The organism is Streptomyces iranensis, from assembly GCF_017874715.1.
Taxonomy (GTDB): domain Bacteria; phylum Actinomycetota; class Actinomycetes; order Streptomycetales; family Streptomycetaceae; genus Streptomyces; species Streptomyces iranensis.
The window spans coordinates 24,022-40,793 of the sequence record NZ_JAGGLR010000009.1 but is presented as its reverse complement, the minus strand read 5'-3'; the positions used below and the strand labels follow the sequence as shown (position 1 = coordinate 40,793).

The window sequence follows — 16,772 nt, the reverse complement described above, 5'->3', positions numbered from 1 at the left end:
CCGCGCCCTTCCGCCCTCATCTCACCGTTTCCCTCCCGTTCCGCAGTGCACCGTCGCCGCTCCCCAGTCGGCGTGGTCATGCGCGTTGCCGTCGCCGCCGTCGGTGACCCGCAGCCGGAGCCGCTGCGCGCCCTCGACCCGGGCCTCCACCGGTACGGCCGCGTCCGAGCCGCGCACCGTCTCACCCCGGTACACCCGCTCGCCGTCGGCGTAGACCTCGAAGACGACGCTGCCGTCGGCCCCCACCTCGTCGTCCACGCCCGTCTGCGCGGTGAACGTCGAGCAGTCGCCGCCCAGGAAGACCTCGACCGTGGAGTCGGCGTGGGTGCCGAGGCCGCGCTCGTAGGCCGTGCCGTCGATGGTGAGGGTCTTGCCGTCGCCCGGCGCGGACTCGCCGTTGCTGCGGTCGCGTTCGACCGGGCCCCAGCCGTTGTCCGCGGTGATGAAGTCGAGCGTGGACACCGCCGCCTCACCGCGTGGCGGGGGAGGCGTGCCGTCGAGCTCGGCCGACGCCGAGCCGCTCACCCGCGCGCCACCGGCCGAGGTCGCGCGGACATCGGCCACGGCGGGCCGCAGACCGTCCGGGCTGCCCTCACCACGGCTGATCGTGGTCCGTACGGTCGCGGTCCGGCCCGCGGCGAGGTCACCGAGGTCGAAGGTGCCGGGCTCGGCGGTCCACCCCTCGGCCAGGCCGAAGGCGGCGGTGACATCACGCAGCGGGGTGTCGCAGGGGTTGGTGACGGTCAGCTCGGCCGAGGTGGAGCCGCCCGCCGGGACCGTGGTGTCGGCGGCGGTGAGCTTCGCCTCGGGGGCGCAGACCACCGGGCCGCGCGGGGTGCCGGTGCGGGCCTCGGCGCCGCTCAGCGGGCGCAGCCGCAGGGTGTAGGCGTACTCCTTGGCGGGCCGCACCTGGTACTCGGGCAGCACGGTGTGGAACGTCTCGCTCACCCCGCTCACCGCGTGGTCCAGGTGCAGGGTGTTGCCTCCCGGGTCCTTGCGGAGGGCGAACGGGTAGGCGGCGCGGTCGATCCCGGTGTAGGGGGTCACCCCGGCCGAGAGGTCCCCGGACACCAGGAGCCCGCCGCTGCCGTCGGACAGCGAGGCCCAGCGGACGTCCTCGTGGTTCCCGTAGTCCTGTGGCTTGGTGTATCCGGCGAACTGCTCGTCCACGTCGGTGGAGTACACCCCCACGGGGGCGCCGTCCTTACGGTCGTTGTAGTTCTCCTGTGGCCCGCGCCCGTACCAGCTGAACCGGTCGTAGCGGTCGGGTATGCGCAGCGAGAGCCCGATACGGGGCAGATAGGGCACCTTGCGCGCCGCGCCCCGGGCCTCCACGCGGTGGTCGAGGCGCAGCTCCCCGGTGCCGCTGACGGTGTACCGCAGGGTCTGGGCGAACGAGGAGTCCTTGACGCCGGGCGCGGCGGCGGAGGAGGGCACGGTGACGACGACCTCGCCGTTCCGCTCGTCCACCGTGACCTTGCCCGGCTCCGTGCGCAGCCGGTCCAGGCCCGCCTCGCGCCAGGGCCCCTCCTCGGAGCCGATCTCATTGCTGACCGGGGCGCGCCAGGCGTCCAGTTCCGGGCCGGAGCCGAGCAGCTCCCGGCCACCGGACTTCATGGAGACCAGCTCGCCACTGGCCCGGTCGAAGCCGTACGAGAAGCCGTCGCCGGTGACGTCAAGGCGGTCGTCGGAGGTGATGGCCTTCACCTTCCCCGGTGCCCGCGCGGGTGTCGTGCCCGCGAGTTGGCGGCCGCCGATGTCGAACTGCTCGACCGCCACCCGGTGTCCGGCCTTCGCCCAGGCCGTGTCCGCCGCCTGCACCGCTTCCACGGTCAGCTGCCGGTCGGCGTCCCTGGGGTTGGCGGGCGGCTTGGGCAGCTGGAGGGTGCTCCGCTCGCCGGGGGCGAGGCCGAGGCCGCGGCTGCCCTGAGCGAGGGTGCGGGCGCCCTCGGTGACGCGCCAGCGCAGCCGGAGGTCGCCGGTGCCGGTGAAGGACCGCTCGTTGCGCACCTCGATCCGCCCCGCGCGGGCCTCGTCGCCCGAGATCCGGATCGGGGCGTGGACGGCCGCCATGGTGCGGGCCTCCGGCTGGACGGTGCGGTCGGAGGAGACCACCCCGTCGACCCCGCCGGTCCCGGCGCCGTAGGACAGGAAGTCCCCCTTGCGGTCGAGCCGGTCGAAGTCGAGGGCGAGCACCGCGTCCCCGCTGGGGTCGGCGGCGAGCTGATCGGGGCTCAGCGCCTTGTGGTAGACGCGGACCTGGTCGACGGTGCCGTGTGCCATCCGGGTGCGGATGTTCTCCTGGTCGGTCTCCGGGTTGCGGCCGATGTTCACCGGCTGCGCGGAGTAGCCCACGCTGCCGGTCCAGCCGGCCGACGCGGTCTGCTCGCCGTCGATGAGCAGCCGGAGTGTCCGGCCGTCGAAGGTGGCGGAGACGCGATGCCATGAGCCGTACCAGCCCTCCGGGACATCCGCCGATACGGTGTGCCAGTCCCCGTCGCCGTAGACGAAGAACTCCAGGGTGTCCTTGTCGCGCATCTTCAGCGCATAGCTGTGGTCGCCCTTGGCGATCACGGTGAAGGAGCCGGTCCAGTCGGCGGGTTTCACCCAGGCGTCCAGGGTGAGCGCGTCCGACACCGCGTCCAGCTTCGGGTCGCGGTAGACCTCCACGAAGTCGTCAAGGCCGGACAGCTCCAGCGCCTTGCCCTGGTGGCCCGCCACCAGACCGGGCTTTCCGGAGGCGTACGACAGGATGTCGTTGCCGGAGGTGTCGGGGGTGGTCAGCAGCGGCTGGGTGATGTTCTGCTCCGCCCAGTCCCAGATGTAGCCGCCCTGGACCTGGGGGTACTTCCGCACCACAGCCCAGAACTCCCGGAAGTTGCCGAGCGAGTTGCCCATGGCGTGGGCGTACTCACCCATGATGATCGGCTTGGTGGTGGCCTTCGCCTTCTCCTCAAGACCCGAGGGGGAGGGGTAGCGCGGGCCCCAGACATCGGCGAACGGGGCGTCGCCGTCGGGGCTGTTGGGCTGGTGGTAGACCGGCCGGGCCGGGTCCGCACGGTCCAGGAAGTCGGCCATCGCGTAGTGGGCCTTGCCCAGTCCGGCCTCGTTGCCGGTGTCCCACATCAGCACGCTGGGATGGTTCTTGTCCCGTTCGTACATCGCGGTGAGGCGGTCCATGAACGCCGCCTGCCACTCGGGCCGTTCCGCCAGACAGTCGTCCGGGCAGGCGTCGTGGTGATGGGTTTCGATGTCCACCTCGTCGTCGATCCACAGACCGCGCGCGTCGGCCAGCTCGTAGAGGTACGGATCCGAGGGGTAGTGTGAGGTGCGCACGGAGTTGACGTTGAGCTGCTTCATCAGCGAGACGTCGGAGGCGGTGCGCTCACGGGCGGCGTGGCGGCCGGTGTCGGGGTCGGTCTCGGAGCGGTTGACGCCCTTGACGAGGATGCGCTCGCCGTTGACGAGGAGCTGTCTGTCCTTGATCTCGATCTCGCGGAACCCCACGGGCTGGGCGGTGGTGTGGGTGACCGAGCCGTCGGCGCCGGTGAGCCGGACGACGAGGGTGTAGAGGTGGGGCGTCTCATCGGTCCACTTGGCCGGGTCGGCCACATCGGCGGTGAGGGTGGTGGAGCCACCGCCGCCGCCCACCGTTCCCGACATCGTTGTCACCTTGCGTCCGCGCTCGTCGTAGAGGGTGCCGAGGACCTTGCGGTCGTCCGAGGCGCGCTCCGGGCCCTTGGCGGCCACATCGACCTCGGCGGTCAGCCGGGCGTCGCGGTACCGGGCGTCCAGGTCGGTCTTGACGGTGATGTCCCGCAGATGGTCGGCCGGGGTGGAGTACAGCCCGACCGAGCGGAAGATGCCAGAGAACCGCCACTGGTCGTAGTCCTCCAGATGCGACCCCGAACCCCAGCGGTGGACCTGCACCGCGATGGTGTTGCGGCCCGGGTGCAGCCGGTCGCTGATGTCGAACTCGGCGGGGGTGTAGCCACCCTGGTCATAGCCCGCGTAGGAGCCGTTCACCCACACTAGATAGCCGCTGGTGACGCCCTCGAAGCGGAGGAACGTCCGCCGCTTCTCCCAGCTCTTCGGCAGTTCGAAGGTCTTGACGTAGGCACCGGTCGGATTGACGTCGTGCGGGACCTTCGGGGGGTCGTCCGGATACATCTCGGTGGGGATGTTCCGGAACACCGGATGGTCCAGGCCGTCCGTCTGCCAGGTGTGCGGCACGCTCACGCTGCGCCAGCCGCCCTTGGAGGTGTCGTAGCCCTCGGTGAAGAAGTCCTTCGGCACCTCCTCGGGGCGGTCGGACATGTGGAGCTTCCAGGTGCCGTCCAGCGAGGCCGTCCAGCGGCTCTTGGTGCCGCCTCCGAGGGCCTCGGCGGTGTCGTCGTACGGGGTCAGCCGGGCGTGCGCGGGCTCCTGCCCGACCGCGGTGACCTCGGGGTCCTCCAGCAGCTTGTACACATTCGCGGGGGGATCGGGGGTGTCCGCCGCCGTCGCCGGGGCGGCGGGGACGGCGAGCGCGAGGGCCAGGGCGACGGCGGCGAGCCGGGGGAGCCGGGAGAGCGAGGGGAAACGGGGGAGGGGGAGGCGACGTCGGGGGCGTCGGGGCATCTGGTGGTCCACCCTTCTGTGGGGTGTGCAAACGCTCCAGAATGAACAGGCCCGAACATTAGCCAACGCACCCCCTCGCGCCAAGATGTCCCGCAGCACTCACCGTCGGCCCGGCACGGCTACCGTGAAAGGAGTGAGGGCCGTGCGGAATGCCGTGCCGAGCACGGTGGGGCCGACGGAGGCACCGTGGGTATGGAGAGCACGAGGAGTACGGAGTACCTGCCCCGGCTGCGGCTGGACGAGCTGCTGGAAGAGCTGCAGGTGCGCATCGACGGGGTGCGTGGCACCCAGGACCGGGTGCACAGCCTGCTGGAAGCGGTGCTCTCGGTCGGCCGGGAGCTGGATCTGTCGCATGTGCTGCGGAGGATCGTCGAGGCCGCGGTGGTGCTGGTGGACGCCGAATACGGGGCGCTGGGTGTCATCGGCGACGACCAGCGGCTGGCCGAGTTCCTCCCGGTGGGCGTCGGCAAGGAGCGGGCCGAGGCGATCGGGCGGCTGCCGTCGGGCCACGGGCTGCTCGGCGAGCTGATCCGCCACCCCCAGCCGCTGCGGCTGGCCGAGCTCTCCGAGCATCCGGCCTCCTACGGCTTTCCGCCGAACCACCCGCCGATGCGCTCCTTCCTCGGAGTGCCCATCCGGGTGCGCGACGAGGTCTTCGGCAACCTCTACCTCACCGAGAAGCGCGGCGGTAAGGAGTTCGACGGCGAGGACGAGACGGTGCTGTCCACCCTCGCCGTGGCCGCCGGGGTGGCCATCGAGAACGCCCGGCTGTACGAGGAGGCCCGGCACCGCCAGCGCTGGCTGGAGGCGAACGCCGAGGTCACCCACAGCCTGCTGTCCGGAGTGGACGAGACCAGGGTCCTGGAGCTGATCGTCGAGCACGCCCGCCGGATCCTCTCCGCCGACCTCGGTGTGCTGATGCTGCCGGTGGCCGGCACCGACGAGCTCCAGGTCGCGCTGGCGGCGGGCACCGACGCCGAGGCCCACCGCGGTCTGGTGCTGTCCCGCCAGGGCACCTTCGGCGGCGCGGCCTTCACCGCCTCCGAGCCGGTCACCAGCACCGATGTCCAGAACGACCCGCGGATCACGGTCGGCCCGCAGCGCTGGGACGGGCTCGGCCCGGCCGTCGCGGTGCCGATGCGGACGAGGGACGGGGTGGGCGGGGTGCTCTCGCTGGCCCGGGTGGCGGGCAGCCACGCCTTCACCCAGGTCGAGACCGACACGCTGCTGGGCTTCGCGGGCCAGGCGGCGATCGCGATGAAACTGGCCGAGCGGCGGCGCGACGCCGAACAACTCGCCCTGCTCGAGGACCGCGACCGGATCGCCCGCGATCTGCACGACCTGGCCATCCAGCGGCTCTTCGCCGCCGGGATGACGCTGCAGTCCACCCTGCGGTTCGTCCAGCACCCGGAGGGCTCCGAACGGCTGCTGCGGGTGGTGGACGACCTGGACGACACCATCAAGATCATCCGCTCGACGATCTTCGGGCTGCGCTCGCACGAGGCGGGCCCCGCGGTCCAGGGGCTGCGGGTCCGTACCGCCAAGACCATCGAGGAGGCCGTGCCCGCGCTCGGCTTCACCCCCTCGCTGCGCACCGAGGGCCTGGTCGACACCGATGTGCCGCGCTCGGTCGCGGACGACATGGTCGCCGTGCTGGCCGAGGCGCTGTCGAACATCGCCCGGCACGCGGCGGCCGACGCCGCCGAGATCTCCCTGATCGTGGCGTCCGGGCGGCTGACCCTCACGGTCACGGACGACGGGGTGGGCATCCCCGAGGGCGGCCGTCGCAGCGGACTGCGGAACATGGCCGAGCGCGCCGAGAAGCTCGGCGGTGAGCTGGAACTCGGCGAGCCGCCGGGCGGCGGCACCCGCCTGGTGTGGGCGGTACCGCTGCGGTAGGCGGTGGCCGGTGGCGCTGCGACAGGGGCCCGGGGCGCGTCAGCGGTGCCGGTCCAGCGCCTCGGCCGCCCCGTTGCGCGGCGTGGCCGGGCCCACCGGCCCGTAACCCAGCCGGATCAGCATCTGCACATGGCCGGGCGCCGGGTGGTCGTCGCTCAGCGACCACCGCAGGTCCGACCACTCCAGCGCCTGGTGCAGCAGGGACGCCCGGACCGCGTGCGAGGTCGCCAGCAGCAGCACGTGTTCCAGCGCCTGCCCGGCCCGCAGCCAGTCGGTGCGCCGGTCCTGGGCCGTGGTCAGCACGGCGATGGTCGGATGGGGCTCGAACGGGGCGGCGGGCCGATCGTCGCCCCAGCGGCCGTCGGGCTGTGGGCCGAGGTAATCGCGCATCGGCAGCCGTCCGGTGGCGTCCCGTGGGCCGAGGGCGTCCGGGGGGATTCCGTACGGCCCGGTGTCGCGGATCCAGGTACGGCTCTCGGCGAGCCGGCGCGGGTCCCCGGAGACGCGCCGCTCCGCCTCGGCGGTCAGCCGCAGCAGCCATGCGGTCTCCTGGGGGTCCGCCAGCCACAGCGTGGCCCCGTTCGCGCGCGCCGCCTCCGTCAGGTCGCACAGCACCCGTGCGGGCAGTCGGCGCGCGGAGTAGGGGGAGCGGCTGCTGTGCCGCCGCCAGATGACGTCGTACAGGTCGTCGTGCCCGTCGTGGCGCCCGGTACGGTCGGCGGGCGCCGCGGCCAGGCGCACCGTGGCCAGCAGATCCGGCTGCGACCGGTACGGCAGCAGCTGCACCACCGGGTCCCAGCCGAAGTGGGCCACGGCGACCCGCAGGTTGAACACGGCGGCCCCGGCGGAGACGCTCAGCGCCCGGCCCATCGGATCGGTGTACCGCAGCGCCCGCTCGGGGGCGGCCCGGACCTCCAGGGTGACGGTGTCGGGGTTCAGCCGGTAGCGCCAGGGCTGGGTGTTGTGGATGGAGGGAGCGGCCACGGCCGCGGAGATGAGCTTCTCCAGGATCGCCGCGTCGAGCATGGCGGGCTGCATGGGGTCCTCTCCTCGCCGGTGGGCCGTCAGTCGTGGTGGGTCGTCCATCAGAGTGGTCGACCGTCAGCGGTACGGGCAGGGCCGTACGGCCCCGGCCCCGGGCCATCCCGGGCCATTCAGGGTTATCCCGGATGGCCGTCGTCGGGGCGCGGGGACGAGTGGGTCGCCAGCACCGCCGCCTGGATGCGGCGCTCCACGCCCAGTTTGGCCAGCAGCCGGGAGATGTGGTTCTTGACCGTCTTCTCGGACAGGAAGAGCCGCTTGCCGATCTGCCGGTTGGTGAGCCCGTCCCCGATCAGCACCAGGATCTCCCGCTCGCGCGGGGACAGCCCGGCCAGCACCTCGTCCCTGGGCTCCTGCGGGGCGGTGTCGCCCCGCAGGGTACTCATCAGCCGGGCGGTGGTGGCCGGGTCCAGCATCGACTGGCCGGACGCCACGGTGCGCACCGCCGAGACCAGGTCCGACCCCTTGATCTGCTTGAGCACATAGCCCGCCGCCCCGGCCATGATCGCGTCCAGCAGGGCATCGTCGTCGTCGAACGAGGTCAGCATCAGACAGGCCAGCCCCGGCATACGGGAGCGCAGTTCACGGCAGACCGTGATGCCGTCCCCGTCCGGCAGCCGGACGTCCAGGATGGCCACGTCGGGCCGCAGCGCCGGCCCCCGGGCCATCGCGTGGTCCACGGTCCCGGCGTCGCCGACCACCTCGATGTCCGGTTCCGCGTCCAGCAGATCGTGCAGTCCGCGCCGGACGACCTCATGGTCGTCGAGGACGAACACCCTGGTGGGCGTCGCCGGTGTCGCTCGTGTCGTCTCGGTCTCCGTCATGGGCTCTCGCACCGTTCGTCCGCCGTCCGCCCGGCCCCCGGTGGGAATCCTGGCGCAGCAGGTCAGCGCGGTACCAGGGCCGAACGGGCCCCCAAGGGGGCTGCCCGGCCCTCGTCCCGCCCTCCCCGCGCATGCGACGGTCACGTCATGGGCACGCAAGTGCGCGGGCGGCGGATGTGGCGGTGGCGGCGCAATCCGCTCAGACGCCGCTCGGACGTGATCGAGGCGTGGGTCGTGCTCGTGACCGGCCTGGTGATCGCGGTCGGCGGCCCGGCGGCCGGGGTGGCCGCGGGCACCGCCGTGGACGCGTCACTGCGGCAGGAGCGGGCGGACCGGCACCGGGTGCCCGCGGTACTCAAGGAGGACGCGCCCGTCGCACAGCCCTCCGCCGACGGCTCCACCACCGGCCAGGTGCGTGCGATCGTCCGGTGGACCGGCCCGGACGGCGCCGTCCACACCGGTACGGCACGGGTCCACGAGGGGCGCAAGGCGGGCACCGCCACCGAGATCTGGATCGACGGCCGGGGCAGCCTGGTCCAGCGGCCGCCCACCCCCGAGCAGATCGCCACCCGCGCGGTGCTCGCCGGGACGTCAGCCGCGGCGGGCGTGGGCGCGGTGTCGCTGGCCGGACGCGGCGTGGCGCGCTGGCGCCTGGACCGCGCCCGCACCCAGGAGTGGGGCCGCGCCTGGGCCGAGGTCGGCCCCCGCTGGAGCCGCCACATCCGATGACGCGATGGCCGTGCCCGGCCGGGTTTTGCCCATGCGGCCCCGCCGGTCGCCCCAACCCGGGCCCCGGCGTCCGGGGCCTCCCGGTGACGGCCGGGATCCGTGCCCGCTGCCGTCATCCGGGCTGCTTCGCCCCCGAAAGGTGCCGCCCGGACGCCCAGGCCCCCGGCGGGCCCTGGACATCGCTTGATGAACTAGTTGCGCCAGATCAAACATTTTTCGGAAGGGGGTGCCGGACCCCGCCGACCCGCAGCCCGGAGAGGCTCCGGCCACCGAGCACGGAAGCCGCCACCGGCCCTGCCCCCACCGGCCCGGCGGTCGGCGGCGAGGCCCGCGCTCCCCGCCCCCTGCCCCGCTGCTCAATGGCGCCGAAGGCGCGAAACGAAATCCGCACCCAACAACCGATCGGTACCCTTGCGCGCACCGACCGGCACCGGCACCCGCACCGGCAGCTGATCGAGCGTGCCCGCCGGACCGCGCTCTCACCGCCGCTGGGTCGTATGGGGCGCCGCCGTGAGCTGGTTGTCGAAGTCGACCACGCCCTCGATCGCGCGGATGAGGCGGGCCGCCGCCGGGATGAGGACGGCTTCCTTGACCCGTCCGGTCAGGGTGACCACGCCCTCGTTCACGCTCACCCGGACGGTTTCCCCGTGGGCCGGGAAGAGATGGGTCACCACCTCGCGGCGCACCTCGTCCTCGATGTCCTCGTCGGGCCGCAGGAACACCTTCAGCAGGTCGGCGCGGCTGACGATGCCCTCCAGGCGGCCCTCCTCGTCCACCACCGGGAGCCGCTTGACCCGCTTGTGGGTCATGATCCGCGCGGCCTCGGCGAGCGTGGCGCTCGCGTGCACGGTGATGGCGGGGGACGTCATCAGCTCATCGGCCGTCACCGCGCCCGCCTTGGCGACGCCGGGGAGGTCGCGCAGCTGCGCCACCCGCGCGGGATCGCTGTCGCGGAACTCCTCCTTGGGCAGCAGATCCGCCTCGGAGACCACGCCGATGACCCGGCCCTCGCCCTCCAGCACCGGCAGGGCGCTCACCCTCCACTGCTCCAGGGTTCTGACGATCTCCTTGAACGGCGCTTCGCGGCCGACGGCGACGACGGTATGGGTCATCACATCGCTCACGATGTGCGCACTCCGGGGCACGGCATCCTCCTTCGTCACGCTGCCTGTCTTCCGCCCGCCTCGGCACCGGCCGCCAGCCGGACCTCGATCCGGCGGCGCACCTGCCCCGCCAGCCGGGCCAGCCCGGCGGAGGTGGCGGGCCGGGGCGGGGCCGGGCGCCGGATCCGCCGGGCGTGCGGCGGCAGCCCCGCGAGATCGGTGCCGAACCGCCGCCGGGCGCGGTCGAGGGTGTCGGGGGCTCCGGTCCGTACGCCCTCCCGCATCACGGTCTCCAGCAGCGGCGCGCCGCCGTGGGGCGGAAGTTCGTCGCGTTCGCCGATCACATCGGCGAAACCGGGGCGCCGCCACACCTGCTTGCCGCCCGGGGCCGTGGCCTTGGCCGAGGACAGTTTCATCACCGGCCGCCCGTCGTAGGCGACCAGCTTGTACGCGGTGTCGAGGGACGCGGCGTCGGCCGACACGCCCATCCGGGTGCCCACGGCGTAGACATCGATCGGCGCGCCCGAGTGGATCAGTTCCTCGATGGCGTACTCGTCGAGCCCGCCGCTCGCCACGATCCGCACCTCCGGCAGCCCCGCCGCGTCGAGGATCTCCCGGGCCCGCACCGCCTCTTCGCCCAGGTCGCCGCTGTCCAGCCGGATCGCGCCGAGGGGCCCGGACCCCAGCTCGCGCAGCACCCGCGCCGCGGTGGCCACGCCGGTCGCCGTGTCATAGGTGTCCACCAGGAAGGTGACCGGGCCGGGGTGGGTACGGGCGAACGCGCGGAACGCGGTCTCCTCGTCCGGGAACGCCTCGATGTACGAGTGCGCCATCGTTCCGGTGGCCTCGATCCCGTAGGCGGCGGCCGCCGCCACATTGCTGGTCGCCGTGAAACCGGTCATCGCGGCCAGCCGCGCCGACTGCAGTCCGGCCCAGGGGCCGTGGGTGCGGCGCAGCGAGAAGTCCACCACCGGGCGCCCCTCCGCGGCCACCGCACACCGGGCCGCCTTGGAGGCGATGGTGGTCTGGTGGCTGAGCTGCCCCAGCAGATACGTCTCGACCAGCTGGGCCTGCGGCAGCGGCGCGGTCAGCTCCAGCAGCGGCTCCCCGGCGAGGACGAGCCGCCCCTCGGGCACCGCCCGCACCTCGCCGTCGAAGCCGAGCCCCAGCAGCGGTTCGAGGTCCTCGTACGGACGGCCCATCGCCGCGGCGTACGCCGCCACGTCCTCGGGCTCCACGCGGAAGCCGGACAGGAAGTCCAGCGCCGGTTCCAGGCCCGCGGCGACCAGGAAGCCCCGCTCGGGCGGCAGATCGCGGACGTAGAGGTCGAAGGTGGCCGGGGCGGTCATGCCCTCGCGCACATACGACAGGGCCATCGTCACCTCGTAGAGGTCGGTGGTCATCGCCTCCGACACGTCACTCTCGCCTCCCTCCGGACATCGCCCGCTTCCCTCCGGGCATCACTCGTCTCCCCCCGGCGTCAGCCGCGCGGGACCACCGCCACCGGACACGGCGCGTGGTGCACCGCCGCGTGGATCACCGAGCCCAGGTGGGGGACGGGGCCCGGCTCCGTCTCGTCGCGGCCCAGCACGAGCAGCCCCGAGCCCGGCGCGGTGTGCACCACGCCGAGCGCCGGGCGCTCCGCGGTGAATGCCTCCGCCACCGGCACCCCGGGGTATCGCTCCCGCCAGGGGCGCAGCGCCGCGTCCAGCGCGCCCTCCGCCCCCGGCTCCTCCTCGTCCCCCGCCGCCGCCTCGTCCCCCGGCCCGTTCGTGCCCGCGTGCACGGCCCGCAGCACACCGCCGCGCCGGGCGGCGGCGTCGAAGGCGAACCGCAGCGCCTCCTCGTTCGGCCGTCGCAGGGACACTCCGACGGCCACATCGGCGGTCAGCGGTTTGTCGTCGGCGTGCACCATGATCACCGGGTGTACCCCGTGCGCGAGGATCTGGCGGCCGGTCGATCCGAGGAGGAAGCCGCCGGGGGTGCCGCGGCCGCGCGAGCCGAGTACCAGCATCTCGGCGTCCCGGGCCGCGTCCAGCAGGGCGGGCACGGTCTCGCGCGGCACCAGCTCGGCCGAGACCCGCAGCCCCGGGTGGGTGTCGCGCAACTCGCCCACCAGGTCGGTCAGCAGCCGCTGCGACCAGTAGCTCTGGTCGTCCTCGTGGGGGAGTGCCGGGGCCGGGGGCGACGGCGGGTTCCAGGCGTGGATCAGACGCAGCCGCAGATCGCGCAGCAGCGCCTCGCGCGCCGCCCAGTGCGCGGCCGGCGGGCTCTCGGCGAAACCGTCGACCCCGACGGTGATGGGTGCTCCCATGCGCATCGCCTCCCCGCTCACGTCCCCCGGGCCACCAGCGGACGGGCGGACTCGCCGAGCGCGATCTTGATCGCGCCGGTGTCGGCGGCGTGGGCGAAGACGTCGTACGCCTCCTCCATCTGGTCCAGTTCGAACAGATGGGTGATCAGCGTGGACGTGGGCAGCCGCCCGGCGGACAGCAGGGAGAGCAGGGTGGGGGTCGAGTAGGTGTCGACCAGCCCGGTGGTGATCGTCACGTTCTTGATCCACAGCTCCTCGAGATGCAGCGTCGCGGGCTGGGCGTGCACACCCACGTTGGCGATCCGGCCGCCCGGCCGCACCATCCGGGTGCAGGTCTCGAAGGACCGCGGGCTCCCGACGGCCTCGATCACCACATCGGCGCCGAGCCCCTCGGTGAGATCGTCGACCAGCCGCTCCGGGTCCTCGGCGGAGTCCGCCACCGCGTCGGCGCCGACCCGCTTGGCGGCGTCCAGCCGGGCCGTGTCCGGATCGACGGCGATGGTCCGGCCGGGGGAGAAGAACTGCGCCGCGGCGATCGAGGCCAGCCCGACCGGCCCGGCGCCCACCACCGCGACCGTATCGCCCGGCCCCACCCGGCCGTTGAGGACGCCCACCTCGTACGCGGTGGGAAAGACATCCGCCAGCAGCACGGCGTCATGGCCCTCGACCGACCCCGTCAGCGGATGCGTGGACAGATCGGCGAACGGCACCCGCACATACTCGGCCTGGGTGCCGTCGACCGTACGGCCCAGGATCCAGCCCCCGCCGCCACGGCACTGCCCGTAGCCGCGCTCCCGGCAGTAGCGGCAGTGTCCGCAGGCCGAGATGCAGGAGACCAGCACCCGGTCGCCGGGGCGGATCCCGCGGACGTCGGCACCGGTCTCGACGACCTCGCCGACCCCCTCGTGACCGAGCACCCGGCCGGGCTCGACGTCCGGCACCTCGCCGCGGAGGATGTGCAGATCGGTGCCGCAGATGGTCGTGGTGTCGATCCGGACGATCGCGTCGGTGGCGGCCTCGAGTTCGGGGTCGGGCACCTCCTGCCAGGAGGACCGCTCCGGCCCGTGGAAGACGAGTGCTTTCATGGCCGTTTCCCTTTCCTCCGGTTTCCTCCGATTGTCTTGGGCCGCCTTCGGCTCATGCCGCAGTTCCCCGCCGCCTCGTTACGCGGCGGGGGCTCATCGCTGGGGAACGACCGCGACCGGGCAGGCGGCGTGGTGCGCCACGGCCTGGGTGACCGGCCCCAGCCGGGGCCCGAACCCCACCCGGCGTGGACCGCGGCCCACGACCATCAGCGCCGTACCCGCCGCCGCGGCCACCAGCCGCCGGGCCGGGCTGTCCGACGCGACCTCCTCGAAGACCCGCACCTCGGGGAACTTGTCCCGGCACGGCGCCAGCACCTCGCCCAGCGCGTGCTCCGCCTCCTTGCGCGCGTCGCTCAGCCCCACGTCCACCACCCAGGGGGCGTCGTCCCGGATGGCGGGGACCCGGTTGGCGTAGACGGCCCGCAGCACACCGTCGCGCCGGGCCGCGGCGTCGAAGGCGAACTCCAGGATGTCGTCGCACGGCTCGCGCGGCTCCACGCCGACCACCACATCGCCGTGCCGCTCCTCGTGCCCGTCCGCCCGCACCAGGACCACGGGGGTCATGGAACGCGCGGCGAGCTCCAGGCCGACCGAGCCGAGGAAGAAGCCCGCGACCACGCCGATCGAGCGGGACCCCACCACCAGCAGCTGGGCCCGCTCCGCCTCGGCCAGCAGGACGGGCGCGGGCAGGCCGGAGATCTGGGCGGTGAGGATCGTCGTCTCCGGCTGGTCGGCGTCCAGCTCGGCGTGTGCCGAGCGCAGGGCGCGCTCGGACCAGTACTGCCAGGCGGCCTCCCGGCCCGGTGTCAGATCCTTCTGCTCGGGCCCCGGCCACGCGTTCACCAGTCGCAGTGGCGCGCCGCGCGAACGGGCCTCATGGGCCGCCCAGCCGGCGGCGGCCAGACTCTCGTCGGAACCGTCCAGTCCGACGGTGACGGGGCGCGCCATCGCTGCCTCCTTCCCGGCAGGCCCACTCGGCACCTCGGTTCGCCTCCAGCCGCGGCGCCGGGGGCGCCCACTTCTCGCGGGCCCTGATTGCGCGGTGCGCGGTAGTGGAGCGTCCGCTTCTCCGCGTCTGCCGGTTGCCCCCGGTGCCATCTCCAGCGGACCACGACCGGGCCCCCGCCGACAGGGCCGACCGGTCCCGGGGAGGCCCCGGGGACCAGGCCTTCCGGCCCTTTCCGCCGCCCAACGCCGACCCAGGACACGATCCGGTGCCCCCTGGAGATCGCTTGATGAAGTAGTTGCGCCAGATCAAGCATTTTTCGGAAGGGGGTGCCGGAGCCCGCCGACCCGCAGCCCGGAGAGGTTCCGGCCACCGAGTACGGAAGCCGCCACCGGCCCTGCTCCCACCGGCCCGGCGGTCGGCGGCGAGGCCCGCGCGCCCCGCCCCTGCCCCGCTGCTCAATGGCGCCGAAGGCGCGAAACGAAACCCGCACCCAACAACCGACGGGTGCGACGTCGAAGGCGCGAAACAAAATCCGCACCCAACAACCGATCGGTGCGACACGCCACCCATTCCACCGCCACCCATCCCACCGGCACCCGCCCCACCAGCGCCTACTCCACCGGCACCAGCACCACCGGGCAGTGCGCATGGTGCAGTGCCGCATGAGTGACGGGGCCGAGCTGCATGCCGAGCCGGGGCGTCCGCCGGTGGACGGCCAGCACCAGGACGTCCGCCGCCCGCGACGCCTCCACCAGGGCCTGCGCGGGGGCGCTGTGGGTGGTGTGCTCCCGCACCCGGATATGCCCGAACTCCTCGCGCAGCCCGGCCACCATCCCGTGCGCCACCGTCTGCTCGCGCTCGGCGCGCAGCGCCACCACCTCGCGTGCGGGCAGGGCGTGATCGCCCGCGAAGACCCGCGACTTCGGCCAGGCGTAGAGCACCCGCAGCCGGGCCCGGCGCCGGGCTGCCTCCTCGAAGGCGAAGCGGGCCGCCGCCGCGTCCGCGCCGCTCTCCACCCCGACCAGCACCTTTCCGTGGCCCTCGGGCCCGTACGCCATCGGGGACCCGCCGCGCACCACCAGCAGCGGGCGCCGGGTGTGGGCGGCCAGCCGCAGCCCGACCGAGCCGAGCAGCAGCCCGGTGAAGCCGCCGAGCCCCCGGGTGCCGATGACGATCAGCGAGGCGTCCTCGCCGATCCGCAGCAGCTCGGGCACCGCGTCCTGGGCCGTCAGGGTGGGCACGATGCGCAGGTGCGGATCCCGCTCCTGGGCCCGCGACATGGCCAGCCGCAGCACGGTCCTGGCGATCTCCACCGCGGGCCGCCGCGGTTCGCTGTCCGGGTCGAAGGCGACCGGGTCGGTCCGGGCCCACGGCCAGGCGTGCACGATCTCCAGCGTGGCGTCACGGCGCCGCGCCTCGGCGACCGCCCGGTCCAGCGCGGCCCAGGCGCTGTCGGAGCCGTCCAGGCCCACCACCACCCGGCCGTCCCGCATCGGCTTGCCGGCCGGGCGGGTCATCGCCGCGCACCTCCCCGGCCCGCGGAGTCGTCGACCCGGTAACTGAGCCGGTCGACCACGGCCACCACGCCGTCCACCTGCCCGGTCATCCTGATCGCGATGGGGATCTCGCTGTGCCGGTCCAGCCGCCCCTCCAGCCGTACGACCCCGTCGGTCACGGTGACCGCGACCGACTGCGGGCCGAGCCACAGCGACCGGACCAGCACCTCGTCGATCACCTCGGCGCGAATCTCGTCGTCCGGGCGGAGGAAGACCCGAAGCAGATCCCGGCGGGTGACGATGCCGATCAACCGGTCCTCCTCGTCGACGACGGGCAGCCGCTCGACGCGATGGCGGTCCATCGCGCGGGCCGCGTCCACGATGCTGTCCTGGGGGCGCACGGTGACCGCGGGGCGCGACATCAGCTCTCCGGCCGTCGGGGCGGGTTCGCTGAGATCGGTCCCGGTGATCATGCCGATCACCTTGTCGTCCGCGTCCACCACGGGCAGCCCGTTGAAGCGATGCCGGGAGAGCAGCGCACCGACCTCGTCGAACGACGTCTTGGAGCTCACCCGGACGACGTCGTCGGTCATCACATTGCCGATCTTGCGGTGCTTCATCCGTGCCTCCCCGGTCCGCTCCCAGGGTGGGACGGTGCTCCGGCCCCCTTCTTGGGCTGCCCGGGGTGCCCTCGGGACCGTTCGGCCCGCAC

12 protein-coding genes are annotated in these 16,772 nt (G+C 73.5%); 2 read left to right on the top strand and 10 right to left on the bottom strand.

The features are described 5' to 3' along the window. Nucleotides 1-21: 21 nt before the first annotated feature. The gene (locus J2Z30_RS17635) at nt 22-4,620 is read right to left on the bottom strand and encodes a glycoside hydrolase family 2 TIM barrel-domain containing protein (protein ID WP_063790860.1); all 4,599 of its coding nucleotides are present in this window, start codon (nt 4,618-4,620) and stop codon (nt 22-24) included. 192 nt (nt 4,621-4,812) lie between these two features. Between J2Z30_RS17635 and J2Z30_RS17630 the strand changes: the two genes are divergently transcribed. Beyond that, nucleotides 4,813-6,519, top strand: a complete 1,707-nt coding sequence (locus J2Z30_RS17630; RefSeq protein ID WP_052701213.1) for a sensor histidine kinase — start codon at nt 4,813-4,815, stop codon at nt 6,517-6,519. Between the two features lie 39 nt (nt 6,520-6,558). Here the strand turns inward: J2Z30_RS17630 and J2Z30_RS17625 are convergent, their stop codons facing one another. Both J2Z30_RS17625 and J2Z30_RS17620 read right to left on the bottom strand, forming a co-directional pair. Next, complete coding sequence (locus tag J2Z30_RS17625; RefSeq protein ID WP_044568049.1) at nt 6,559-7,557, bottom strand: Acg family FMN-binding oxidoreductase; 999 nt, start codon at nt 7,555-7,557, stop codon at nt 6,559-6,561. A 122-nt stretch (nt 7,558-7,679) separates the two neighbouring features. After that, entirely contained in the window at nt 7,680-8,384 is a 705-nt protein-coding gene (locus tag J2Z30_RS17620; protein WP_107073247.1) for a response regulator, read from the bottom strand. Between the two features lie 147 nt (nt 8,385-8,531). Between J2Z30_RS17620 and J2Z30_RS17615 the strand changes: the two genes are divergently transcribed. Then, a complete protein-coding gene (locus J2Z30_RS17615; RefSeq protein ID WP_044568044.1) occupies nt 8,532-9,113 on the top strand; it encodes an Rv1733c family protein in 582 nt (193 codons plus the stop codon). 479 nt (nt 9,114-9,592) lie between these two features. Here the strand turns inward: J2Z30_RS17615 and J2Z30_RS17610 are convergent, their stop codons facing one another. The 7 genes from J2Z30_RS17610 to J2Z30_RS17580 all read right to left on the bottom strand — a co-directional run bounded on the left by J2Z30_RS17610 (nt 9,593) and on the right by J2Z30_RS17580 (nt 16,680). Beyond that, the gene (locus J2Z30_RS17610) at nt 9,593-10,258 is read right to left on the bottom strand and encodes a CBS domain-containing protein (RefSeq protein WP_044580966.1); all 666 of its coding nucleotides are present in this window, start codon (nt 10,256-10,258) and stop codon (nt 9,593-9,595) included. 14 nt (nt 10,259-10,272) lie between these two features. Continuing rightward, nucleotides 10,273-11,631, bottom strand: a complete 1,359-nt coding sequence (locus J2Z30_RS17605) for a nicotinate phosphoribosyltransferase (protein ID WP_044568042.1) — start codon at nt 11,629-11,631, stop codon at nt 10,273-10,275. A 65-nt stretch (nt 11,632-11,696) separates the two neighbouring features. Next, on the bottom strand, nt 11,697-12,530 hold the full coding sequence (locus J2Z30_RS17600) for a universal stress protein (protein WP_044568040.1): 834 nt from the start codon (nt 12,528-12,530) through the stop codon (nt 11,697-11,699). A gap of 17 nt (nt 12,531-12,547) precedes the next feature. Then, nucleotides 12,548-13,615: an alcohol dehydrogenase catalytic domain-containing protein gene (locus tag J2Z30_RS17595; RefSeq protein WP_044568039.1), complete on the bottom strand. Its 1,068-nt coding sequence runs from the start codon at nt 13,613-13,615 to the stop codon at nt 12,548-12,550. A gap of 93 nt (nt 13,616-13,708) precedes the next feature. Then, the gene (locus J2Z30_RS17590) at nt 13,709-14,563 is read right to left on the bottom strand and encodes a universal stress protein (protein WP_044568037.1); all 855 of its coding nucleotides are present in this window, start codon (nt 14,561-14,563) and stop codon (nt 13,709-13,711) included. Between the two features lie 612 nt (nt 14,564-15,175). Beyond that, nucleotides 15,176-16,081: a universal stress protein gene (locus J2Z30_RS17585; protein WP_052701212.1), complete on the bottom strand. Its 906-nt coding sequence runs from the start codon at nt 16,079-16,081 to the stop codon at nt 15,176-15,178. Continuing rightward, nucleotides 16,078-16,680, bottom strand: a complete 603-nt coding sequence (locus J2Z30_RS17580; RefSeq protein WP_044568036.1) for a CBS domain-containing protein — start codon at nt 16,678-16,680, stop codon at nt 16,078-16,080. Before J2Z30_RS17580 ends, J2Z30_RS17585 begins: the two co-directional genes overlap by 4 nt. Nucleotides 16,681-16,772: the final 92 nt, after the last annotated feature.

What these genes read in the sequence shown, in the direction of transcription:
- J2Z30_RS17580 (WP_044568036.1), bottom strand. Translation starts at nt 16,680, where the DNA reads ATGAAGCACCGCAAGATCGGCAATGTGATGACCGACGACGTCGTCCGG.
- J2Z30_RS17620 (WP_107073247.1), bottom strand. Translation starts at nt 8,384, where the DNA reads ATGACGGAGACCGAGACGACACGAGCGACACCGGCGACGCCCACCAGG.
- J2Z30_RS17615 (WP_044568044.1), top strand. Translation starts at nt 8,532, where the DNA reads ATGGGCACGCAAGTGCGCGGGCGGCGGATGTGGCGGTGGCGGCGCAAT.
- J2Z30_RS17585 (WP_052701212.1), bottom strand. Translation starts at nt 16,081, where the DNA reads ATGACCCGCCCGGCCGGCAAGCCGATGCGGGACGGCCGGGTGGTGGTG.
- J2Z30_RS17635 (WP_063790860.1), bottom strand. Translation starts at nt 4,620, where the DNA reads ATGCCCCGACGCCCCCGACGTCGCCTCCCCCTCCCCCGTTTCCCCTCG.
- J2Z30_RS17630 (WP_052701213.1), top strand. Translation starts at nt 4,813, where the DNA reads ATGGAGAGCACGAGGAGTACGGAGTACCTGCCCCGGCTGCGGCTGGAC.
- J2Z30_RS17595 (WP_044568039.1), bottom strand. Translation starts at nt 13,615, where the DNA reads ATGAAAGCACTCGTCTTCCACGGGCCGGAGCGGTCCTCCTGGCAGGAG.
- J2Z30_RS17625 (WP_044568049.1), bottom strand. Translation starts at nt 7,557, where the DNA reads ATGCAGCCCGCCATGCTCGACGCGGCGATCCTGGAGAAGCTCATCTCC.
- J2Z30_RS17600 (WP_044568040.1), bottom strand. Translation starts at nt 12,530, where the DNA reads ATGGGAGCACCCATCACCGTCGGGGTCGACGGTTTCGCCGAGAGCCCG.
- J2Z30_RS17590 (WP_044568037.1), bottom strand. Translation starts at nt 14,563, where the DNA reads ATGGCGCGCCCCGTCACCGTCGGACTGGACGGTTCCGACGAGAGTCTG.